Annotated in this window: 15 protein-coding genes, 1 tRNA gene, 1 other RNA gene and 1 pseudogene; 6 read left to right on the top strand and 12 right to left on the bottom strand. The window is 70.4% G+C overall.

What is annotated here, in order from left to right:
• Positions 1-74: 74 nt before the first annotated feature.
• Together DLJ58_RS14325 and leuA are read left to right on the top strand one after the other, a co-directional pair.
• Positions 75-1346, top strand: coding sequence for an MFS transporter (locus DLJ58_RS14325; RefSeq protein ID WP_124856613.1), 1272 nt, complete (start codon positions 75-77; stop codon positions 1344-1346).
• Between the two features lie 237 nt (positions 1347-1583).
• Positions 1584-3335 carry a 2-isopropylmalate synthase gene (leuA, locus tag DLJ58_RS14320; RefSeq protein ID WP_124856611.1) on the top strand — a complete coding sequence of 584 codons (1752 nt, stop codon included), beginning with the start codon at positions 1584-1586 and terminating at the stop codon, positions 3333-3335.
• Positions 3336-3364: 29 nt separating this feature from the next.
• On the opposite strand, the gene DLJ58_RS14315 is transcribed toward leuA, so the two are convergent.
• Positions 3365-4858: an MFS transporter gene (locus DLJ58_RS14315; protein ID WP_124856609.1), complete on the bottom strand. Its 1494-nt coding sequence runs from the start codon at positions 4856-4858 to the stop codon at positions 3365-3367.
• A gap of 107 nt (positions 4859-4965) precedes the next feature.
• On the opposite strand from DLJ58_RS14315, the gene DLJ58_RS14310 reads away from it, so the two are divergent.
• Positions 4966-5607, top strand: a complete 642-nt coding sequence (locus DLJ58_RS14310) for an HNH endonuclease family protein (RefSeq protein WP_124856607.1) — start codon at positions 4966-4968, stop codon at positions 5605-5607.
• The gene (locus DLJ58_RS14305) at positions 5601-5990 is read left to right on the top strand and encodes a hypothetical protein (RefSeq protein ID WP_124856662.1); all 390 of its coding nucleotides are present in this window, start codon (positions 5601-5603) and stop codon (positions 5988-5990) included. Before DLJ58_RS14310 ends, DLJ58_RS14305 begins: the two co-directional genes overlap by 7 nt.
• Positions 5991-6011: 21 nt before the next feature.
• On the opposite strand, the gene DLJ58_RS14300 is transcribed toward DLJ58_RS14305, so the two are convergent.
• The 7 genes from DLJ58_RS14300 to DLJ58_RS14270 all read right to left on the bottom strand — a co-directional run bounded on the left by DLJ58_RS14300 (position 6012) and on the right by DLJ58_RS14270 (position 13127).
• Entirely contained in the window at positions 6012-7115 is a 1104-nt protein-coding gene (locus DLJ58_RS14300) for an ABC transporter ATP-binding protein (RefSeq protein WP_124856605.1), read from the bottom strand.
• Positions 7112-8125: an ABC transporter ATP-binding protein gene (locus tag DLJ58_RS14295; RefSeq protein WP_124856603.1), complete on the bottom strand. Its 1014-nt coding sequence runs from the start codon at positions 8123-8125 to the stop codon at positions 7112-7114. The genes DLJ58_RS14300 and DLJ58_RS14295 overlap by 4 nt, the downstream gene beginning before the upstream one ends.
• A 66-nt stretch (positions 8126-8191) precedes the next feature.
• Positions 8192-9154, bottom strand: coding sequence for an ABC transporter permease (locus DLJ58_RS14290; RefSeq protein ID WP_124856601.1), 963 nt, complete (start codon positions 9152-9154; stop codon positions 8192-8194).
• Positions 9151-10155 (bottom strand): ABC transporter permease, encoded by a 1005-nt coding sequence (locus DLJ58_RS14285; protein ID WP_088950603.1) that lies wholly within the window; start codon positions 10153-10155, stop codon positions 9151-9153. The genes DLJ58_RS14290 and DLJ58_RS14285 overlap by 4 nt, the downstream gene beginning before the upstream one ends.
• Before the next feature lie 82 nt (positions 10156-10237).
• Positions 10238-11902, bottom strand: a complete 1665-nt coding sequence (locus DLJ58_RS14280) for an ABC transporter substrate-binding protein (RefSeq protein WP_124856599.1) — start codon at positions 11900-11902, stop codon at positions 10238-10240.
• Positions 11903-12216: 314 nt separating this feature from the next.
• Positions 12217-12810 carry a recombination mediator RecR gene (gene recR / locus DLJ58_RS14275; RefSeq protein ID WP_124856597.1) on the bottom strand — a complete coding sequence of 198 codons (594 nt, stop codon included), beginning with the start codon at positions 12808-12810 and terminating at the stop codon, positions 12217-12219.
• Between the two features lie 8 nt (positions 12811-12818).
• Positions 12819-13127: a YbaB/EbfC family nucleoid-associated protein gene (locus tag DLJ58_RS14270; RefSeq protein ID WP_007466279.1), complete on the bottom strand. Its 309-nt coding sequence runs from the start codon at positions 13125-13127 to the stop codon at positions 12819-12821.
• A gap of 201 nt (positions 13128-13328) precedes the next feature.
• Between DLJ58_RS14270 and DLJ58_RS14265 the strand changes: the two genes are divergently transcribed.
• Positions 13329-14000, top strand: a complete 672-nt coding sequence (locus DLJ58_RS14265; RefSeq protein ID WP_124856595.1) for a DUF998 domain-containing protein — start codon at positions 13329-13331, stop codon at positions 13998-14000.
• 61 nt (positions 14001-14061) lie between these two features.
• Here the strand turns inward: DLJ58_RS14265 and DLJ58_RS14260 are convergent, their stop codons facing one another.
• Complete coding sequence (locus DLJ58_RS14260; protein ID WP_124856593.1) at positions 14062-17232, bottom strand: DNA polymerase III subunit gamma and tau; 3171 nt, start codon at positions 17230-17232, stop codon at positions 14062-14064.
• A 202-nt stretch (positions 17233-17434) separates the two neighbouring features.
• An RNA gene (ffs, locus tag DLJ58_RS14255) (signal recognition particle sRNA small type) lies at positions 17435-17524 on the bottom strand.
• An 82-nt stretch (positions 17525-17606) separates the two neighbouring features.
• On the opposite strand from ffs, the gene DLJ58_RS14250 reads away from it, so the two are divergent.
• Positions 17607-17691, top strand: a tRNA-Ser gene (locus DLJ58_RS14250).
• 177 nt (positions 17692-17868) lie between these two features.
• Here DLJ58_RS14250 and DLJ58_RS14245 read toward each other — a convergent pair.
• On the bottom strand, positions 17869-18237 hold the full coding sequence (locus tag DLJ58_RS14245; protein ID WP_124856591.1) for an SCO4402 family protein: 369 nt from the start codon (positions 18235-18237) through the stop codon (positions 17869-17871).
• Between the two features lie 168 nt (positions 18238-18405).
• Positions 18406-18525 (bottom strand): annotated as a pseudogene (locus DLJ58_RS34570) (IS30 family transposase); the annotation flags it as partial.

Genomic DNA, 18525 nt, shown 5'->3' with positions numbered 1-18525 from the left:
CCCCCCAGGAACAGGATTCGGTCCAGCCTAAAAGACTCGACCGGAACGATGGGGGCCCGCTTCACTCCCCGGACATGGGGACCAGAGAAACCATCCGCACCGCCGTTCGAGACGTCGTACCGCCCGCCGGACTGACCCGCGCCCTGGCCGTGCAGGCAATGGTCTACGCCGTCGGCAGCGGCCTGTTCCACGCCGGCAGCGCCGTCTTCTTCACCCGGGCACTCGGGCTCAGCGCCGCCCAGGTCGGGTTGGGGCTGTCCATCGCGGCGGGGGTGTCGCTGCTGGGCACGGTGCCGCTGGGTGGCCTCACCGACCGGTACGGGCCGCAGCGGGTCTGGGTGGTGGGGCTGGTGCTCAACGCGGCGCTGTTCGCGACCTACCCGTTCGTGGGCGGCTTCGCGGGGTTCCTCGCCGTGGTGGTGGCGCTGGCCGCCGTGGACGCCGCTGTCGGCGTGGCCCGGCAGGTCTACTCGATCAACGCGCTCCCGCCGGCCGAACGGGTCACGGCGATGGCCTACCAGCGCTCGTCGCTGAACGTCGGCTTCGGGCTCGGCGCGGTGATCAGCGGCCTGGTGCTGGCGGTGGACACGATCACCGCGTACCGGGGAATGGTCTGGTTCATCTCGACGGTCTTCCTCGTGACGGCCCTCTTCGTGCGGCGACTGCCCCGGCTGCTGCAGGTGGCCCGACCGGCGGAGCCGATGAGTCGGCTCGCCGTGCTGCGGGACCGGCCGTTCATGGCGGTGTCCCTGGTGTCCGGGCTGCTCACCGCGCACGGGGTGCTCTACCTGACGGTCATGCCGCTGTGGATCCTCACCCACACCGACGCCCCGAAGACGATGATCGCCGGGCTGGTGCTGCTCAACACGATCCTGATCGTGCTGCTCCAGGTGCGCGTCAGCCGGGGCGCGGACACCGCGGCGGGCGCGGCGCGGGCCTCCCGTCGGGGTGGGCTGCTGATCGCCCTGTTCTGCCTGGTCCTGCCGATCTCCGGGGTCACCCGGGGCCTGCTGACCGTCGTGGTGCTGGTGGCCGCCGCCATGTTGCTGATCCTGGCCGAGCTGATCGAGTCGGCGGGCAGCTGGGGGCTCACCGCCACCCTGCCTCCGGCCGACCAGCGCGGTGCGTACGTGGGGGCGCTCGGACTCGGCGTGCAGGTCCAGTACCTGATCGCGCCGGCGGGGCTGACCGCGCTCGGGGTGACCACCGGCGGGTGGGGTTGGTTACCGACGGCAGCGATCTTCGTGCTGGTAGCGGTGGCGATCGTGCCCGCTGTGGCCTGGGCGCAACGGACGCCGAGGCTGGGTGCCGAGGCCGCAGAGCCGGCCATGACCCCGGTCCCATAGTCCGGACCTGCCTTCCCACCCCCCGTTCCATCACGTAGGGTGACCTGGTCATGTGGCAGGCGCTGCTCCTCCTTAGCCGCCGCGACGAGGCCTGACCGGCCGGCACCTCGTCGCGGAGTCGCATCGCGCCGTCCAGCACATCCGAACTTCTTCTCGGCACCGCCGCGCACCGTCGCCCGGCATCTCGCCGACACCTTCCGATCTGCTGACGCCACATGTTCCAGGGAGCACTCTGAGATGGCTCAACCTGTCACCGACGCTGAGACCGATCCGATCGCCCGGCAACGCCCCAGCCGGATGCCGTACCACCGCTACCAGCCGTACCAGGAGCAGTTCCGGGTCGAACTGCCGGACCGCACCTGGCCCACCCGCACCGTCGAGGCCGCACCCCGCTGGTGCGCCGTGGACCTCCGCGACGGCAACCAGGCCCTGATCGACCCGATGTCGCCCGAGCGCAAGCGCCGGATGTTCCAGCTGCTGGTCCAGATGGGCTACAAGGAGATCGAGGTCGGCTTCCCGTCGGCCAGCCAGACCGACTTCGACTTCGTCCGGCAGCTCATCGAAGACGACATGATCCCGGACGACGTCACGATCCAGGTGCTCACGCAGTGCCGGGAGCACCTGATCGAGCGGACGTACGAGTCGCTGCGCGGCGCGAAGCGGGCCATCGTGCACTTCTACAACTCGACCTCCACCCTCCAGCGGCGGGTGGTCTTCGGCCTGGACCGGGACGGCATCGCCGACATCGCCACCACCGGCGCGCGGCTCTGCCAGAAGTACGCGGAGATCCACACCCCGGACACGGAGATCTTCTACGAGTACTCGCCGGAGTCGTACACGGGCACCGAGCTGGAGTACGCGCTGGAGGTCTGCTCCCGGGTGATCGACGTGATCGACCCGACCCCGGACCGGCCGCTGATCATCAACCTCCCGGCCACCGTCGAGATGGCCACCCCCAACGTGTACGCCGACTCGATCGAGTGGATGCACCGGCACCTGCCGCGCCGGGACAGCGTGGTGCTGAGCCTGCACCCGCACAACGACCGGGGCACCGGCGTGGCCGCCGCGGAGCTGGGCCTGCTCGCCGGCGCGGACCGCATCGAGGGCTGCCTGTTCGGCAACGGTGAGCGCACCGGCAACGTCGACCTGGTGACCCTGGGGCTCAACATCTTCTCCCAGGGCATCGACCCGATGATCGACTTCTCGAACATCGACGAGATCCGGCGAGCGGTTGAATACTGCAACCAACTGCCGGTGCACGAGCGCCACCCGTACGCGGGCGACCTGGTCTACACGGCCTTCTCCGGCTCCCACCAGGACGCGATCAAGAAGGGCTTCGACGCCCTGACCGCCGACGCGAAGGCGGCCGGCGTACCGGTGGACGAGCACACCTGGGCGGTGCCGTACCTGCCGATCGACCCGAAGGACCTGGGCCGCACCTACGAGGCGGTCATCCGGGTCAACTCGCAGTCCGGCAAGGGCGGCGTCGCGTACATCATGAAGAGCGAGCACCAACTGGACCTGCCGCGCCGGCTCCAGATCGAGTTCTCCGGGGTGGTGCAGCAGGTCACCGATCACGACGGCGGCGAGGTCGACCCGACCGCCATGTGGGAGATCTTCGCGACGCACTACCTGCTGGACCACCAGCCCGACCCGGCGGTCCGGCTGGCCGGCTACACGATCGGCACGGTGGACGGCAAGGTCGAGATCGAGGCCCAGGTCGGTGTGGGCGGCGAGCAGCGCTCGCTCGCCGCGGTCGGCAACGGCCCGATCGACGCGTACGTCAACGCGCTCCAGTCGGTCGGGGTGGGCGTACGGGTGCTCGACTACCACGAGCACGCGCTCTCCTCCGGTGGTGACGCGCAGGCCGCCGCGTACGTGGAGTGTGAGGTGGACGGCAGGACGGTCTGGGGTGTCGGCACCGACGCCAACATCGTCACCGCGTCGATCAAGGCGGTCACCAGCGCCGTCAACCGCGCCCGCCGCTGACCTGGGCGCGACACCCCCGAAGTGGCTTCCTACTTCGGGGGTGTCGCGGCGGGCAGTGAATGGCAGGGCTGGGACGGCGGGGCTTTCCGGGGCGGTCGGTGGACCAGCACCAGGGCCAGCAGCGCGCCGGCCACGAGCAGCCCTGCGCACCACTCCATCGCGCCCCGGAACGCGTCGGTCAGCTCGGCCTTCTGCTCGTACCCGCCGCCGGAGAGCCCGACGAGCAGCGGCAGCGCCGCCACCGCGAGCAGGCCGCCGGCGCGGGACGCGGCGTTGTTGAACCCGCTGGCCACACCGGAGAACCGGTCCTGCACGGCGGCCAGCACCGACGCGGTCAGCGGTGCCACCACCAGGGTCAACCCGATGCCGAAGAGCAGCACCCCGGGCAGCACGTCCCGCCAGTACGACGCGCCCGGTCCGACGCCGCGCAGCAGCAGCAGGCCGACCGCGGCGATCACCGGTCCGATGGCGAGCGGCAGCCGTGGGCCGATTCGGGCGGACAGCGCACCGGCCCGCGCGGACCCGACCAGGAGCAGCAGGGTCATCGGCAGCAACGCGATGCCGGTGCGGAAGGCCGACCACTCGACCACGTTCTGCAGGTAGACGGCGAAAAAGAAGGTGAAACCGCCGAGTGCTGCGTAGACGACGACGGTGAAGAGGTTCAGCACCGAGAAGAGTCGGCTGCTGAACAGCCCGGTGGGCAGCATCGCGGCGTCGCCACGTCGCCGTTCCAGCAGGACGAAGGCCACCGCGGAGAGCACCCCGACCACGGCGGCGACAAGCACCTCGGCGGAGTCGAACCCGCGGGCCGGCGCGTCGATCAGGGCGTAGGTGACGCCGGCGAGCGCGAGCGCTCCGAGCAGGGCTCCGGCGACGTCGAACCGCCGTCGGGTCGGCCCCCGTCCCTCGGTGCGGGAGGCGCTCTCGTCCCGGCTCTCCGGCACCCAGCGCAGGGCGGCCAGCAGCACCAGCACGGCGATCGGCAGGTTCAGGAAGAAGATCCAGCGCCAGGAGAGCGCGTCGATCAGCCAGCCCCCGATGAACGGGCCCAGCGCTGTGGACACCCCGGACAGCCCGGCCCAGGCACCGATCGCCCGGCCCCGGTCGTCCGGATGGAAGCTCGCCTGGAGCACCGACAGCGACCCGGGTGTGAGCAGCGCGCCACCGGCGCCCTGGAGGAATCGGGCCGCGATCAGCATGCCGGTGCCCTGGGCCAGCCCGCAGAGCACGGAGGCGGCGGTGAACCAGACAACGCCGATGAGGAAGATGCGTCGCCGGCCGAAGCGGTCGCCGAGCGCGCCGCCGAGCAGCACGAATGCTGCCAGCATCAGCAGATAGCCGTTGATGGTCCACTGGAGATCGGCCACGTTCGCGCCAAGGTCCTGCCCAAGTTTCGGCAGCGCCACGTTGACGACGGTGCTGTCGAGGAAGACCATGCCAGAGGCGAGTACGGCGGCGAGCAGCGTGCCCCGGCCGGCGGTGGTGCCCATCCGGAGGGCGGTCGCCGGTACGGATGCGGTCATCCCACCAATCTGCCTTGCATCATGTGGGAGACGCCACGAAACGCCGAAACCGTGCCCGGGTACTGTGCGCAATCGCCGGGAGCCCCCAAGCTGGAGAGGTGTCGTCTGTGCGTACCAGATCAGGACCGCGAGCGGCGGTGGCCGTGCTTGCCGCGGCGCTGGCGCTCGGCATGGCCGGTTGCGTCCCGCAGGATGAGCCGACCACACCGCCGTCGAGCGACGGCGGCGGCAACGCCGCGGAGCAGCTCAGCCAACTGACCGTCGCAACCGCCGGGTCGATGAAGGGCTACAGCCGGGAACGCTTTCCGCACTGGCGGGACACCGGCAAGAACTGCGATGTCCGGGACAGCATCCTCCAGCGCGACGGCAAGGACGTGAAGCTCTCCGGCTGCAACGTGGTCGGTGGGCGCTGGGAGAGCGTGTACGACGGTCGCAGCTTCTCGGATCCCTCCGACGTGGACATCGACCACATGGTGCCGTTGGCCAACGCGTGGCGCTCAGGTGCCGACGAGTGGGACAACGCGAAGCGCGGCGATTTCGCCAACGACACCACCCGTCCGCAGCTCTTCGCGGTTTCCGCCTCGTCGAACCGGGCAAAGGGTGACCAGGACCCGTCGCAGTGGAAGCCGGCAAACCGGTCCTACTGGTGCAAATACGCTCAGGACTGGGTGACGGTCAAGCACCACTGGAAGCTGACGGTGACCAGCGCCGAGAAGGCCGCCCTGACCGACATGTTGGAGGGCTGTTGAGTGGGGAGCTATTCGTGACCGCCGCCGAAGAGAGCGGCCCGGCCGCCGCCGGGATGACCGCCGACGGCACCGCCGAGACCCCTGCCGCCGTGCCGGGTGCCGGCATGGTGGCGGACTCGGGCGGCGCGGCCGGCCCGCAGGCCCGCACCACCGACATCGTGCCCGGCCCCGGCGGCGTGATGACCGACGAGGTCGGCGTCGTCACCGGTGATCTGACTCTGCGCACCGAGTACGCGGACGGCAAGGTCACCCTGCGGGTGCAGTACAAGGACGCGGACGAGTGGTACGCGGTGACCGGCACGTCGGTCACGCTGGCCGACCCGGCCGGGCTGGACGCGGTGCACGGCGTCGCCGTGGGGCTGCTGAACCGCCCCGAAGGCTGACGGCCGGCACCGCGTCCAGTCTCAGACGTACGAACCGGGCTCGGTGGGTGCGGAGACCACGCCTGGCGTGTCCCCCTCGCCCTCGGGCCGGACGATCTGCGCGCTGACCCCGTGGGGGCGCAGTTCCCCGCTGGCGATCTGCTCGGCGAAGTGACAGGCCACCCGGCTGGCGCCGATGTCCCGCAGCACCGGCCGTTCGTCGGCGCAGCGGGTGGGCTGCGCCCACGGGCAGCGGGTGTGGAAGCGGCAACCGGACGGCGGGTTGGCCGGCGACGGCAGGTCACCGGCGAGCAGGATCCGCTCCCGGCGGTCCTCCACGTCCGGGTCCGGCACCGGCACCGCCGACATCAGCGCCCGGGTGTACGGGTGCAGCGGCTCGGTGTAGAGCCGGTCGCTCGGTGCCTCCTCGACCAGCGCGCCCAGGTACATGACGCCGACCGTGTCGGAGATGTGCCGGACCACCGCGAGGTCGTGCGCGATCACCAGGTAGGTCAGCCCCAGGCTGTCCTGGAGTTCGTCCAGCAGGTTGACCACCTGGGCCTGGATCGACACGTCGAGCGCCGAGACCGGCTCGTCGGCGACGATCAGCTCCGGCCCGAGCACCAACGCGCGAGCGATGCCGATGCGCTGCCGCTGCCCGCCGGAGAACTCGTGCGGGTAACGGGACAGCGCCCAGCGCGGCAGCCCGACCGCGTCCAGGGTCTCGCCGATGATCCGTCGACGGTCGGTGCGGTCGGTGCCGATCCCGTGGGTCTGCAGGCCCTCGGTCAGGATCGACTCGACGTTCTGCCGGGGGTCGAGGCTGGACATCGGGTCCTGGAAGATCATCTGCATCCGGCGACGCATGCTGCGCAGCTTGCCGGGCGGCAGCGTCGTCAGCTCGACGCCGTCGAAACTGACCTCACCGGCGGTCGGCGGGGTGAGCTGGAGCAGCGCCCTGCCCAACGTGGACTTGCCGCAGCCGGACTCACCCACCAGGCCGTACGTCTTGCCTCGCGCGATGCTCAGGTCGACCCCGTCGACGGCCTTCACCTGGCCGACCACCCGGTCGAAGAGCACCCCCCGCTTGATCGGGAAGTGCACCTTCAGGTCGCGCACCTCGACGAGGATGTCGTTCTCACTCACGCTGTCTCCTCCTCGCGCGGGGCGGGCACCATGCCCGGCAGCGGCTCCGGGTTGACGCACCGGTAGCTCCGTCCGTCGTGCGCGTGCACCAGCTCCGGCGGCTCACCCACGCACTCGTCGATCCGCCGGGCGCAGCGCGGGGCGAAGGCGCATCCGTCCGGCCAGGGCAGCAGGTCGCGGACCGAACCGGCGATCGGGTTGAGCTTCTCGCCCCGCCCGGCGTCCAGGCGCGGCACCGAGCCGAGCAGACCCACCGTGTACGGGTGACGCGGCTGGCGGAACAGCGGACGACGGCGGGCCGTCTCCACCACCCGGCCGCCGTAGAGCACGTTGACGGTGTCGACCATGCCGGCCACCACACCGAGATCGTGCGTGATCATCAGCAGCGCGGTGCCGGAGTCCCGGACCAGCTCCTTGAGCAGCTCCAGGATCTGGGCCTGGATGGTGACGTCCAGCGCGGTGGTCGGCTCGTCGGCGATCAGCAGCCGAGGCTGGCAGGCCACCGCCATCGCGATGAGCGCACGCTGGCGCATCCCACCGGAGAGCTGGTGCGGATACTCCTTGAGCCGCCGCTTCGGGTCGGGGATGCCGACCCGGTCCAGCAGCGCCGCCGCCTCCTTCGCCGCGGCCTCGCCCTTCATCCCCCGGTGCCGGGTGAGCACCTCGGTCACCTGCAACCCGATCGGGATCACCGGGTTCAACGAGGACAGCGGATCCTGGAAGATCATCGCGATGTCGCGGCCCCGGATGTCCCGCCGCGACCGGTCGTCGAGCTGGAGCAGGTCCGTGCCGTCGAAGACGGCCTTGCCGCCGACCCGCAGGCCGGGCTGCTTGGGCAGCAGACCCATGATCGCGAGCGAGGTGACGCTCTTGCCGCAGCCGGACTCGCCGACCAGGCCGACCACCTCACCGGCGTCGACCGAGAAGGACACCCCGTCGACCGCGTGCACGGCCCGCTGGCCGCGCCGGGCGAACGTGACGGAGAGATCTTCAACTTCGAGCAGTGCCATTACTGGCCTTCCGTTCGCGACTGCGGGGCTCGCAAGCTCACTCCTCGCGCTTCACACATTCCGGGCCTACTTCCGCAGCTTCGGGTCGAGGGCCTCGCGCATCGCCTCACCCAGCAGGGTGAAGCCGAGCGCGGTGATGATGATCGCCACCGCCGGGTAGATCGCCAGTGACGGCCGGATGCCGAGGTACTGCTGCGCGTCGGCGAGCATGACCCCCCACTCCGGTACGGCGGTGTCCGGGTTGCCGAGGCCGAGGAAGGAGAGCGCAGCGGCCTCGATGATCGCGGTGGCCAGGGTCAGCGTGGCCTGCACGATCACCGGGGCGAGCGAGTTCGGCACCACGTGGGTCAGCGCGATCTTCGACTTCTTGACGCCGAGCGAGGTCGCCGCCAGCACGTAGTCGCTGTTGGCCTGGGAGATCATCGAGCCGCGCAGCAGCCGGGCGAACACCGGCACCGAGACCACACCGACCGCGATCATCACCGTGGTCAGGCTGGCCCCGAGCAGGGCGGCGATGCTCACCGCCAGCAGCAGGCTCGGCATCGCCAGCAGCATGTCGATGAAGCGCATCAGGGTGGTGTCGATCCACCGCCCCCACCGGCCACCGAGGCCGGCCGCGGCACCGGAGACGCCACCGATCAGCGCGCCGATCGCCAGACCGATCAGGGTGGAGACCACGCCGACCAGCAGGGTCTGCCGGGCGCCCACGATCATCCGGCTGAACTCGTCGCGGCCCTGGTGGTCGTAACCGAACCAGTGGTCGCCGGTCGGGCCGGGGATGACACCCGGCTTGATCAGCCCTTCCCGGATGCCGACCGTGTCCGTCGGCGCGTACGGCACGAGGAACGGTCCGATGACCGCGACCAGCACGAAGAGCGCCAGGATGACGGCGCCGACGATCGCGGCCGGGTTGCCACGCAGCCGGCGGAACGCCTCCTGCCAGAGGCTGACGCCCCGCTCGTCGTCACGGGCGGCCAGTTCGGAGAGCCGGTCGATCTTTTCGCGCTTCTTGCCTGGGCTGAGTGTCATCGCACCCTCACCCTCGGGTCGATGAAGCTGTAGGAGAGATCGACCAGGAGGTTCACCAGCACGTACACCACCGCGATGATCAGGATGAAGCCCATCAGCACCGGATAGTCGCGTTGGCCGATGGCCTCGGCGACGAACGCTCCGATGCCACTGAAGGCGAAGACGGTCTCGGTCAGCACTGCGCCGGAGAGCAGGCCGCCAGCGAGCAGACCGATCGAGGTGGCCACCGGCAGCATCGCGTTGCGCAGGACGTGCCGGCGACGGACCGTCTGCTCGGTCAGGCCCTTCGCCTCGGCGGTGCGCACGAAGTCCTCGTTGAGCACCTCCAGCACGCTCGCCCGGGTGATTCGGACGATGATCGCCAGCGGGATGCTGGCCAGCGCGATGGCGGGCAGCACGAGATGCCAGAGCGCGTCGGCGGCGGCGTCCCACTCGCGGGTCATCAGGCCGTCGAGGACGAAGAAGTTGGTGACCCGGGTCGCCTCGAGCGTCGGGTCCTGCCGGCCGCTGGACGGGAACCAGTGCAGGTTCTCCGAGAAGATCGCCTTGAGCACGTAGCCCAGGAAGAACACCGGGATGCAGATGCCGATCAGCGAACCGCCCACGGACGCGTGGTCCAGGAAACGGCCGCGACGGCGGGCGGCCAGGTAGCCCAGCGGGATACCGATGCCGATCGCGATGATCATCGCGGTGATGGTCAGCTCGACGGTGCCGGGGAAGCGCTCGATGAACTCCGTGGTGACCGCCCGCTTGGTGGAGGTCGAGGTGCCCAGGTCGAGCTTGATCATCCGCCGGACGAACCGGCCGTACTGCACCAGGATGGGCTCGTCGAGCCCCATGTTGCGGCGGATGGCGGCACGCATCTCGGGCGTGCCGCGCTCGCCGAGGATGGCGGTCTCGGGGCCGCCGGGGAGCCGGCGGAGCCAGATGAAGAGCAGAAGGGAGAGCCCGAACAGCGTGGGTATCAGCTGAAGCAGGCGCCTGACGATGAACCGGAACACGGCGGCCTCGAAGGGGTGCGGAGGGTTGCGGGCGGGCGCTGTGCGACAGCGCCCGCCCGCGTTCCTTGCGTCAGATCAGGACTTACTTGAACTCGGCGGTGGCGAAGCGCTCGTCGGTGAGCGGGCTCGCCTTGACGCCGGTCACGTCCTTGCCGAACACGATCGCCGGCGGCGAGTGCGAGATCGGCACACCGGGCAGGAACTCCATCACGGACTTGTTCAGGGCCTTGTACTTCTCGGTCCGGGCCGCGATGTCCGCGGTGGTGTCCGCGTCCTTGAACTGGTCGAACAGGGCCTTGTTGTTGAAGCCCCACTCGTCCTTCGGCCGGTCGAAGAAGGTGCCGATGAAGTTGTAGGCGTCGCCGTAGTCGCCGGTCCAGCCCAGGAAGTGGATGTCGTGCTTGCTACCCGAGGTGGTGGCGTTCAGGTAGTCCGGGCTCCACTTCAGCGGGATCCCCTCGACGGTGATGCCAACGGCCTTCAGGTCCGCCGAGAGCAACTCGAAGATGTCCTTCGGGTTCGGCATGTACGGCCGGGTGACCTCGGTCGGGTAGTGGAACTTCAGCGTCAGGTTCGACGCGCCGGCCTCGGCCAGCAGCGCCTTCGCCTTGGCCGGGTCGTAGGTGTACTTCGTGACGTCACCGTTCCAGCCCTCGACGGTGTCCGGCATGAAGTTGTCGGCGACCTTGGCACCCGGCGGCAGCTTGGACGTGACCAGCTGCTGACGGTTCAGGGCGTACGCGATGGCCTGCCGGACACGGATGTCGGCGAGCTTCGGGTTGCCCTTCTGGTTCATCGCCAGGTAGAGCACGTTGAACGCCGGGCGCGTGAGCATGTTGAAGCCCTCGCTCTTCAGCGGCTCGACGTCGGCCGGGCCAACCAGGTCGTAGCCCTGGATGTCGCCGGAGCGCAGCGCCTGCTTGCGGGCGTTCTCGTCCGAGATCGTCTTGAAGATCAGGGTCTTCAGCTTGGCCTTGGTGCCCGAGTAGTCCTCGTTGCGCTCCAGGGTCAGCGTCTTGTTGGCGACGTCCCAGGCCTTGAACTTGAACGGGCCGGTGCCGGTCGGGTGCGCCGTGGCGTACGCCGGGTACTTGATGTCCTCGGCGGTGCCGGCGACGTTGCTCGCGTCGAACTCCTGCAGCGCCTTCGGGCTGTGGATGGAGAACGAGGGAAGCATCAGCGCGGCCGGAACCTTGCTGGAGACCCGGGTGAACGCCAGGTCCACAGTGGTCGCGTCCTTGGCGGCGCACGACTTGAAGAGGCTCGGCGGGAGCTCCGCGTCCTCGTTCTTGGCGAAGCCGCCCATGACGTCCTGCCAGTACGCGGTCACGTCCGGGCTCTGCATGAGGCCCTTGGCGTTGTACCAGCGGTTGAAGTTGACGCAGACGGCCTCGGCGTTGAAGTCGGTGCCGTCGTGGAACTTCACGCCCGAGCGGAGCTTGAAGGTCCAGGTGGTGCCGGCGGCGTCCGGAGTCCAGGACTCGGCCAGGCCGGGGGTGACCTTGGTGCCACCCTCCTCCGGTCGGACCAGGGTCTCGAAGACCTGACGCGCCACACGCAGCGACTCACCGTCGCTGGCGAAGCTCGGGTCGAGCACCTTCGGGTCTCCGGCGACGCCGAAGACGAGGGTGTCCTTCTTGCTACCACCGGATTTGTCGTCGTCGCGGTTGCTCTCGGCGCAGCCTGCTACCGCGAGGGCCGCGACCGCGATGGCCGCGATCGCGACCTTCGGCCTGGGTGCACGCATGTGTGCTTCACCTCGTCCTTGGGGGTACGGACAACGTGGTGACAGGGGTCACCGATGGCGGTGACCATAGCTCCCGATGCGTCCACCCGGAAACCGCTGAGTGGACGGTTGGTATCGGATCGTGCCTCAACCGCCGCTTGACATTCGATTCTTAGGTAAACAGCGGCAAAAACCGATCAATCAGCACCCGCGATGCCAAACTGTTACGTCGAACAGCCCCGATGAGGGCACAGGTGTCAGATCATTTCCGGGCACGGACGCAGCGGTGGCCGGCACCCACACGGGGTGCCGGCCACCGGCCGTACGTCAGGGAATCAGACCGCGCGGCGCCCCTCGAAGGCCCGACCGAGGGTGATCTCGTCGGCGTACTCCAGATCGCCGCCGACCGGCAGCCCGCTGGCCAGCCGGGTCACCGAGATGCCCATCGGCTTCACCATCAACGCCAGGTAGGTGGCGGTCGCCTCGCCCTCGGTGTTCGGATCCGTGGCCAGGATCAACTCCCGCACACCGCCGCCACCGAGCCGGATCATCAGCTCCCGGATGCGCAGGTTGTCCGGGCCGATCCCCTCCAGCGGATTGATCGCGCCACCCAGCACGTGGTAGCGACCGCGGAACTCACCCGTCCGCTCGACGGCCACCACGTCCTTGGGCTCCTCCACCACGCACAGCACCTCGTCGGTGCGGCGCGGGTCGCGGCAGATCCGGCACTGCTCGGACTCGGCCACGTTGTAGCAGGTCGTGCAGAACCGCACCAGCTCCTTGACCTTGCGCAGCGCGCCGGCCAGCCGGTTGACGTCGGCCGGATCCGCCGAGAGGACGTAAAACGCGATCCGCTGAGCGCTCTTCGGGCCCACGCCCGGCAGCCGCCCCAGCTCGTCGATCAGATCCTGGATGGCACCTTCGTACATCTGCCGGCTCAGAAACCGGGCAGGCCGAGGCCGCCCATGCCGCCGGCGACCGGGCCCATCTTGCGCTCGGTCAGCTCCCGGGCCGCCTCGGCGGCGTTGTGCACGGCCGCGACGACCAGATCCTCCAGCGTCTCCACGTCGTCCGGGTCGACGGCCTTCGGGTCGATCTTGATGGCCTTCAACTCACCGGAGCCGGAGACCGTCGCGGTGACCAGCCCGCCGCCGGCGGTGCCGGTCAGCTCGGCCTCGGCCAGCTCGGCCTGGGCGGCGGCGATCTGCTGCTGCATCTTCTGCGCCTGCTTCAGCATCTGCTGCATGTTCGGCTGTCCACCTGGGCGCACGGGATGGCTCCTTCTCGCACTCGTCTGCTCGACCGCCGCTCAGCCTATCCGCTGGGACCGACCTCGCCCCGCCCGGTGCGTCCGCCCACGCCGAGCCTTCGGGTACGGCTACCCCTACCCCGAACCGGCCATCTGCTGGTAGTGCGCCCATACCCGTCGCACTGGTCTGCTCGTGGCATGAACCTCAACCGCACCGGCCGGGTCGGCGCACTGTGCTGGCTCGCGGCCGCGCCCATCTTCCTCGTCGCCAGCCTGATCACCGGGCTGCGGTGGCGCGAGCCCCCCTACAGCTGGGCCACCCACAACATCAGCGACCTCGGCAACGCCCACTGCGGCATCTGGGACACCACCCGCCCCCGCTACGTCTGCTCACCGTGGCACCCACTGATGAACACCGCGACACTGGCCACCGCCGTCCTGCTCGCCGCCGGGCTCCTGCTGACCTGGCGGATCCTCGGTCACGGTCCGATGGTGCGCACGGCCCAGACACTCCTGCTGCTGGCCACCGGTGGATACGCCCTCGTGGCCCTCTACCCGGCCGACATCGACGAGAACCTGCACGTCCTCGGCGCAGTCCTGATCATGGGGATAGGCAACATCGGCCTGCTCCTCGCCGGCTTCGCACCCCGCAGCACGACGCTCGGCCGGTGGCGACGACTCACCCTCACCGCCGGGCTCATCGCGCTGGCCGGAACGACCCTGTTCGCCGCCCAGCAAGGCCTGGGGATCGGGGTAGGCGGTATGGAACGGGTAGCTGTGCTTCCGTTCCCTCTCTGGGCCTGCTCCCTGGGAGTCCTGCTGGCCGAACCTCCTCCCCTGCGCGATCTTGCACTTTCTGCCTCGACATAAGGGGGCATTCTGCGCAAGGCGACACCCGAAACTGCAAGATCGCCGAGCCGGGGACGCGTTGTCAGCGGGCGTCGACCTCGTTGATCTTCTCGGCGCCGAAGGTTTCCCGGAGCAGCCGTACCGCCTGCTCCTCGCTGGACTCCCGTGCGGTCTTCTCGTCGATGATCTCGTCCAACGGCTCGTCGCCCGGGTCGAACCCCTCGAAGGCCGGGGCCGCAGCCGGTGCCGCGCCGCCGGGTCGGCCGGCCCGCGCTGGGCCGTCGAAGTCCGGGTCGTAGGGCGGCTCGCCCGCCCATTCGGCGTCCGCGACCGGCCGGGCTGCCGCTCCGGTACGCGCACCGCGCCCCGCCGCCGCCGCGCGAGCCGCGGCGATGGCGCTGCTCACCGGCGCACCACCGGCTGTCGCCGGCTGCCGGGCCGCCGGTGTCGGGTTACCCCGCCCGCCCGGCTTACCGCCACCGGCCGCTGACCCGGAACCGCCCGAACCTTCCGGCCCGGTGCCGTTCGCGCCACCACCGTTGGTGCCGCTGCCGTTCCCGGCGTTCCCGCTCCCGGGGTTGCCGTTCGCGCCGCTCGACGCCGATGCGGAGTGCGGGCTCGACTCGTTTCCGGCCGACGCGCCGCCAGGTCGGGCGGCCTCCGGCCAGTCCTCGTCATCCTTAGCCTCGGCGGCGAGGGCGCCGCCGCCGGGGCGGGCCGCCTCCGGCCAGTCGCCGTCGTCGTCCGCCGGGGCGGAGGGCGCTGCGCCCTGCCCACCAGCACCGTGACCAGCGGAACCCGCACCGACACCGCCACGCGAAGCCGAGCCGGGGCCGGTCGGGTTCGCTGCGGCCGGCGAGGCGTTCGTCGGACCGGCGGCGGTCGGGGCGTTGGGTCCCACAGTCCCCCGCCCGGCGGCGTTCGCACCTGGCGCTGCGGTCGAGCCAGGCGCACCGTTCGAGCCAGGTGCGGGGTTCGAGCCGGACGCGGCGTTGGACCCAGGCGCTGCGTTCGAACCAGGCGCACCGTTCGAACCAGGCGCGGCGTTCGAGCCAGACGCGGCGTTGGACCCAGGCGCTGCGGTCGAGCCAGGCGCACCGTTCGAACCAGGCGCGGCGTTCGAGCCGGACGCGGCGTTGGACCCAGGCGCTGCGTTCGAACCAGGCGCACCGTTCGAACCAGGCGCGGGGTTCGAGCCGGACACGGCGTTCGAGCCAGGCGCGGGGTTCGAGGCTGGCGCGGGGTTCGAGGCTGGCGCGGGGTTCGAGGCTGGCGCGGGGTTCGTGCTCGGCCCCGGCGGCGCGCTCGTCGGGCCGGCGGCAGTCGGGGGCGCGGCGGCGGGCGCGTCGGGGCGGGCCGGTGCGGTCTGCTGTGTGCGCGGTGAGCCGGACAGCGATACGCCACCGCGCTCGCCGGCCACCTCGCACCGGATCTGCCAGCGCCCGCCCAACTCCTCGTAGAGCGCGTCGGTGAGCACGGCCGCGTGGTCGGCCATCATCTTGGCCAGCACTGTGGACTTCACCGTCAGCACCAGCATGTCGCCGTCGAGTTCGCGGACGACCGCGTCGCGCATCAGGGCGGCGATCCGCTTGTTGGTCCGGTTGACCTTGCCGACCACGTCGGGCCAGACGCGGCGGACCGCGACCGCGTCCAGCGCGGCGGGCGGCGCTCCGGGTCGGGGCGGCGCGGGCGTGGCCGGGTCGGGAAGCACCGCCGACGGTGGCACCACGCGACGCGGGGCCGGCCCGGCGGGTGAGACGGACCCGGCCTGGTCAGCGGGGGCCGACCCGGTCGACGCGCCGGGAGAGACCGGGATCGGCGAGTCGGCCGCCACGACGTACGAGGTAGGTGCACCGGAGGTCGGAGCGTGCGTGGCGGGTGCCCCGGTGACCGAAGCAGCCGGGGCGGGAGCGCCCGCAGCGCTCTGGGTCGGGGACGCTGCCGGGTCGACCGCCCACGGCGGTGCGGAGGTCGGGGCGTTCGCGGGTGCCGGGGTGGCGGCAGCCGGGACCGGGGTGGCTTGCTGTGGGCGTACCCCTGGGTGGTTGGTCGGCGCGGAGCCGGCGGCGGCCGACGGCGCGTCGGTGCCGCCCAGGGTGAGCCGGCGTTCCATCCGCTCCAGGCGCTGGAGCAGGCCGCCGGTGGAGTCGTCCGCGCCGGGCAGCAGCATCCGGGCGCAGATCAGCTCCAGCAGCAGGCGGGGCGCTGTGGTGCCGCGCATCTCGACCAGCCCGTTGTGCACGATGTCTGCGCAACGGGACAGCGTGGCCGAGCCGAGCTGCGACGCCTGGGCTGCCATCCGCTCGATCTGGTCGGCCGGGCCGTCGATCAGACCCTTCGCGGCGGCGTCCGGCACCTGCTGGATGACGATCAGGTCGCGGAGTCGCTCCAGCAGGTCGGAGGCGAACCGGCGCATGTCGTGCCCGGCCTCGGCGACCCGGTCGACGGTGGCGTACGCGGCCGCGCCGTCACCGGCGGCCAGCGCGTCGCACATCTCGTCGATCAGCGCCGAGTCGGTGACACCGAGCAGCGCGACGGCCCGCGCGTAGCTGACCCCCTCCGCGCCGGCGCCGGCGATGAGCTGGTCGAGCACGGAGAGGCTGTCCCGCATGCTGCCGCCACCGGCGCGGACGACCAGCGGAAAGACCGCCGGCTCGACGGCGACGCCCTCGGCCTGGGTGAGCTGCTCCAGGTACGGGCGGACCACCTTCGGCGGAAACAGCCGGAACGGGTAGTGGTGGGTCCGCGACCGGATCGTGCCGAGGACCTTCTCCGGCTCGGTGGTGGCGAAGATGAACTTGACGTACTCCGGGGGCTCCTCGACCAGCTTGAGCAGGGCGTTGAAGCCCTGGGTCGAGACCATGTGCGCCTCGTCGATGATGTAGATCTTGAAGCGGCTGCTGGCCGGCGCGAAGAAGGCGCGCTCGCGCAGCTCGCGGGCGTCGTCGACACCGCCGTGGCTGGCCGCGTCGATCTCGATCACGTCGATCGACCCGGTGCCGTCGGTGGCCAGCGAGCGGCAGGACTCACACTTGCCGCACGGCTCGGGGGTGGGGCCCTGCTCACAGTTGAGCGAGCGGGCCATGATCCGGGCGCTGGTGGTCTTGCCGCAGCCACGGGGGCCGGAGAAGAGGTAGGCGTGGTTGAGCCGTCCGCTGCGCAGCGCCTGCGACAGCGGCTCGGTCACGTGCTCCTGACCGATGACCTCAGCGAAGGTACGCGGCCGGTACTTGCGGTAGAGCGCCAGCGTCACTCGTCCCGCCTCCTCTCGACCGAGCCATTCTGCGCCGGTCGGGCGCGGGTGACCACCCACCACCCCGGGGCGCCTGGGCCTTCGGGCTTGATCGACTCGGCTATCGGCCTTGATCGACTCGGCTTCCTGGAAACCGCGGTGTCCGCGTGGCCGGGACACCGCGACATCACGGATGCCGAGTGGATCAACCGCCCACAGACAAAAAGGCCTCCCGTGCACCCGGCAGAGCTCGCTTATCCTTGCTGCCTTCCGGCCCTGGGGAGGTTCACGAGATACCGCCGCACGGGAGGTGACGCCCAGCCTACCCGACCGCCCGTCGATCTTCAGGGGGTGGTGGGGTGGCCCGCCCGACACGGGCCTGTATCCTGGCTCGCGGAGGATTCGCCTAGAGGCCTAGGGCGCACGCTTGGAAAGCGTGTTGGGTTTACACCCTCACGAGTTCGAATCTCGTATCCTCCGCTCGCCTGAGCAGCACGAACGACAGGGCCGGCCCTAACGGGGACCGGCCCTGAGTCGTCTGCGCGGTCGCTCCCGTCTCAGTTGTCGTCTCACTTGACCTGTTCCGGCCGGTCTACCGGCGGCCCGTCGCAGGGGCAATCGCGCCTGTGGTGGCGGACGTGAGCCGCTGCTCGTCGTTCAGTGCTGGGGCCGGCTTGGGGTTTTGCCAGTCATGAGTTGGTGAGTGTCGGTTGCGGCCCGAGTGACTTCATGCCATCTGGGATGGGTGAGGTAGTCATCGTCGGGGGCGGTGGGTCCGAGTGCGCCAAGGATGGCGAGCAAGGGTTCGAGCGTCGCAATGATCGCTTCGGCCTCGCTGGTATCGGCGAGGATAGTTCCGATGTCGTCGCGGGGGTCGTGGCCGTCCCAGAACGTGTCGTCAATGAGCCAGTGCACGGCATCGGTCAGGCCCGGCCACGACGCAATGCCGTGGGGTTGCAGGGTCGCAAGGACGGACAGGGCATTGGTGATGTCGGCCCTGCGGTCGGGCCAGGTGATGGCGATCATGGTTGCCAGCTCCTGCTCCACTCAATGGGACGCGTCCCCGCTGCGACCTTCGGCACCCCTCGCGGCCGAGACTGGCGCAAACGCCCGACCGCCGACCGACATGGCCGGCTGCGGCCCGGCACCTCGACTTCGTCGAGATCTTGGACAGTTTCCGTTCGCACGGCGGGCTCAACCGGTGGTTGCAACACCGAGTAGCTGGGTCATCTTCTCACCTGGGGTGGCCCAGCCCAGGGTCATGCGGGGACGGTCGTTGAGTTCGTCGGCGACGTGGTCGAGGCCGGCCTGGTC

It is taken from the genome of Micromonospora arida (assembly GCF_003857035.1).
Lineage (GTDB): Bacteria > Actinomycetota > Actinomycetes > Mycobacteriales > Micromonosporaceae > Micromonospora > Micromonospora arida.
Note: the sequence above shows the minus strand (reverse complement) of the source record. Positions and strands in the feature narration are given on the sequence as shown.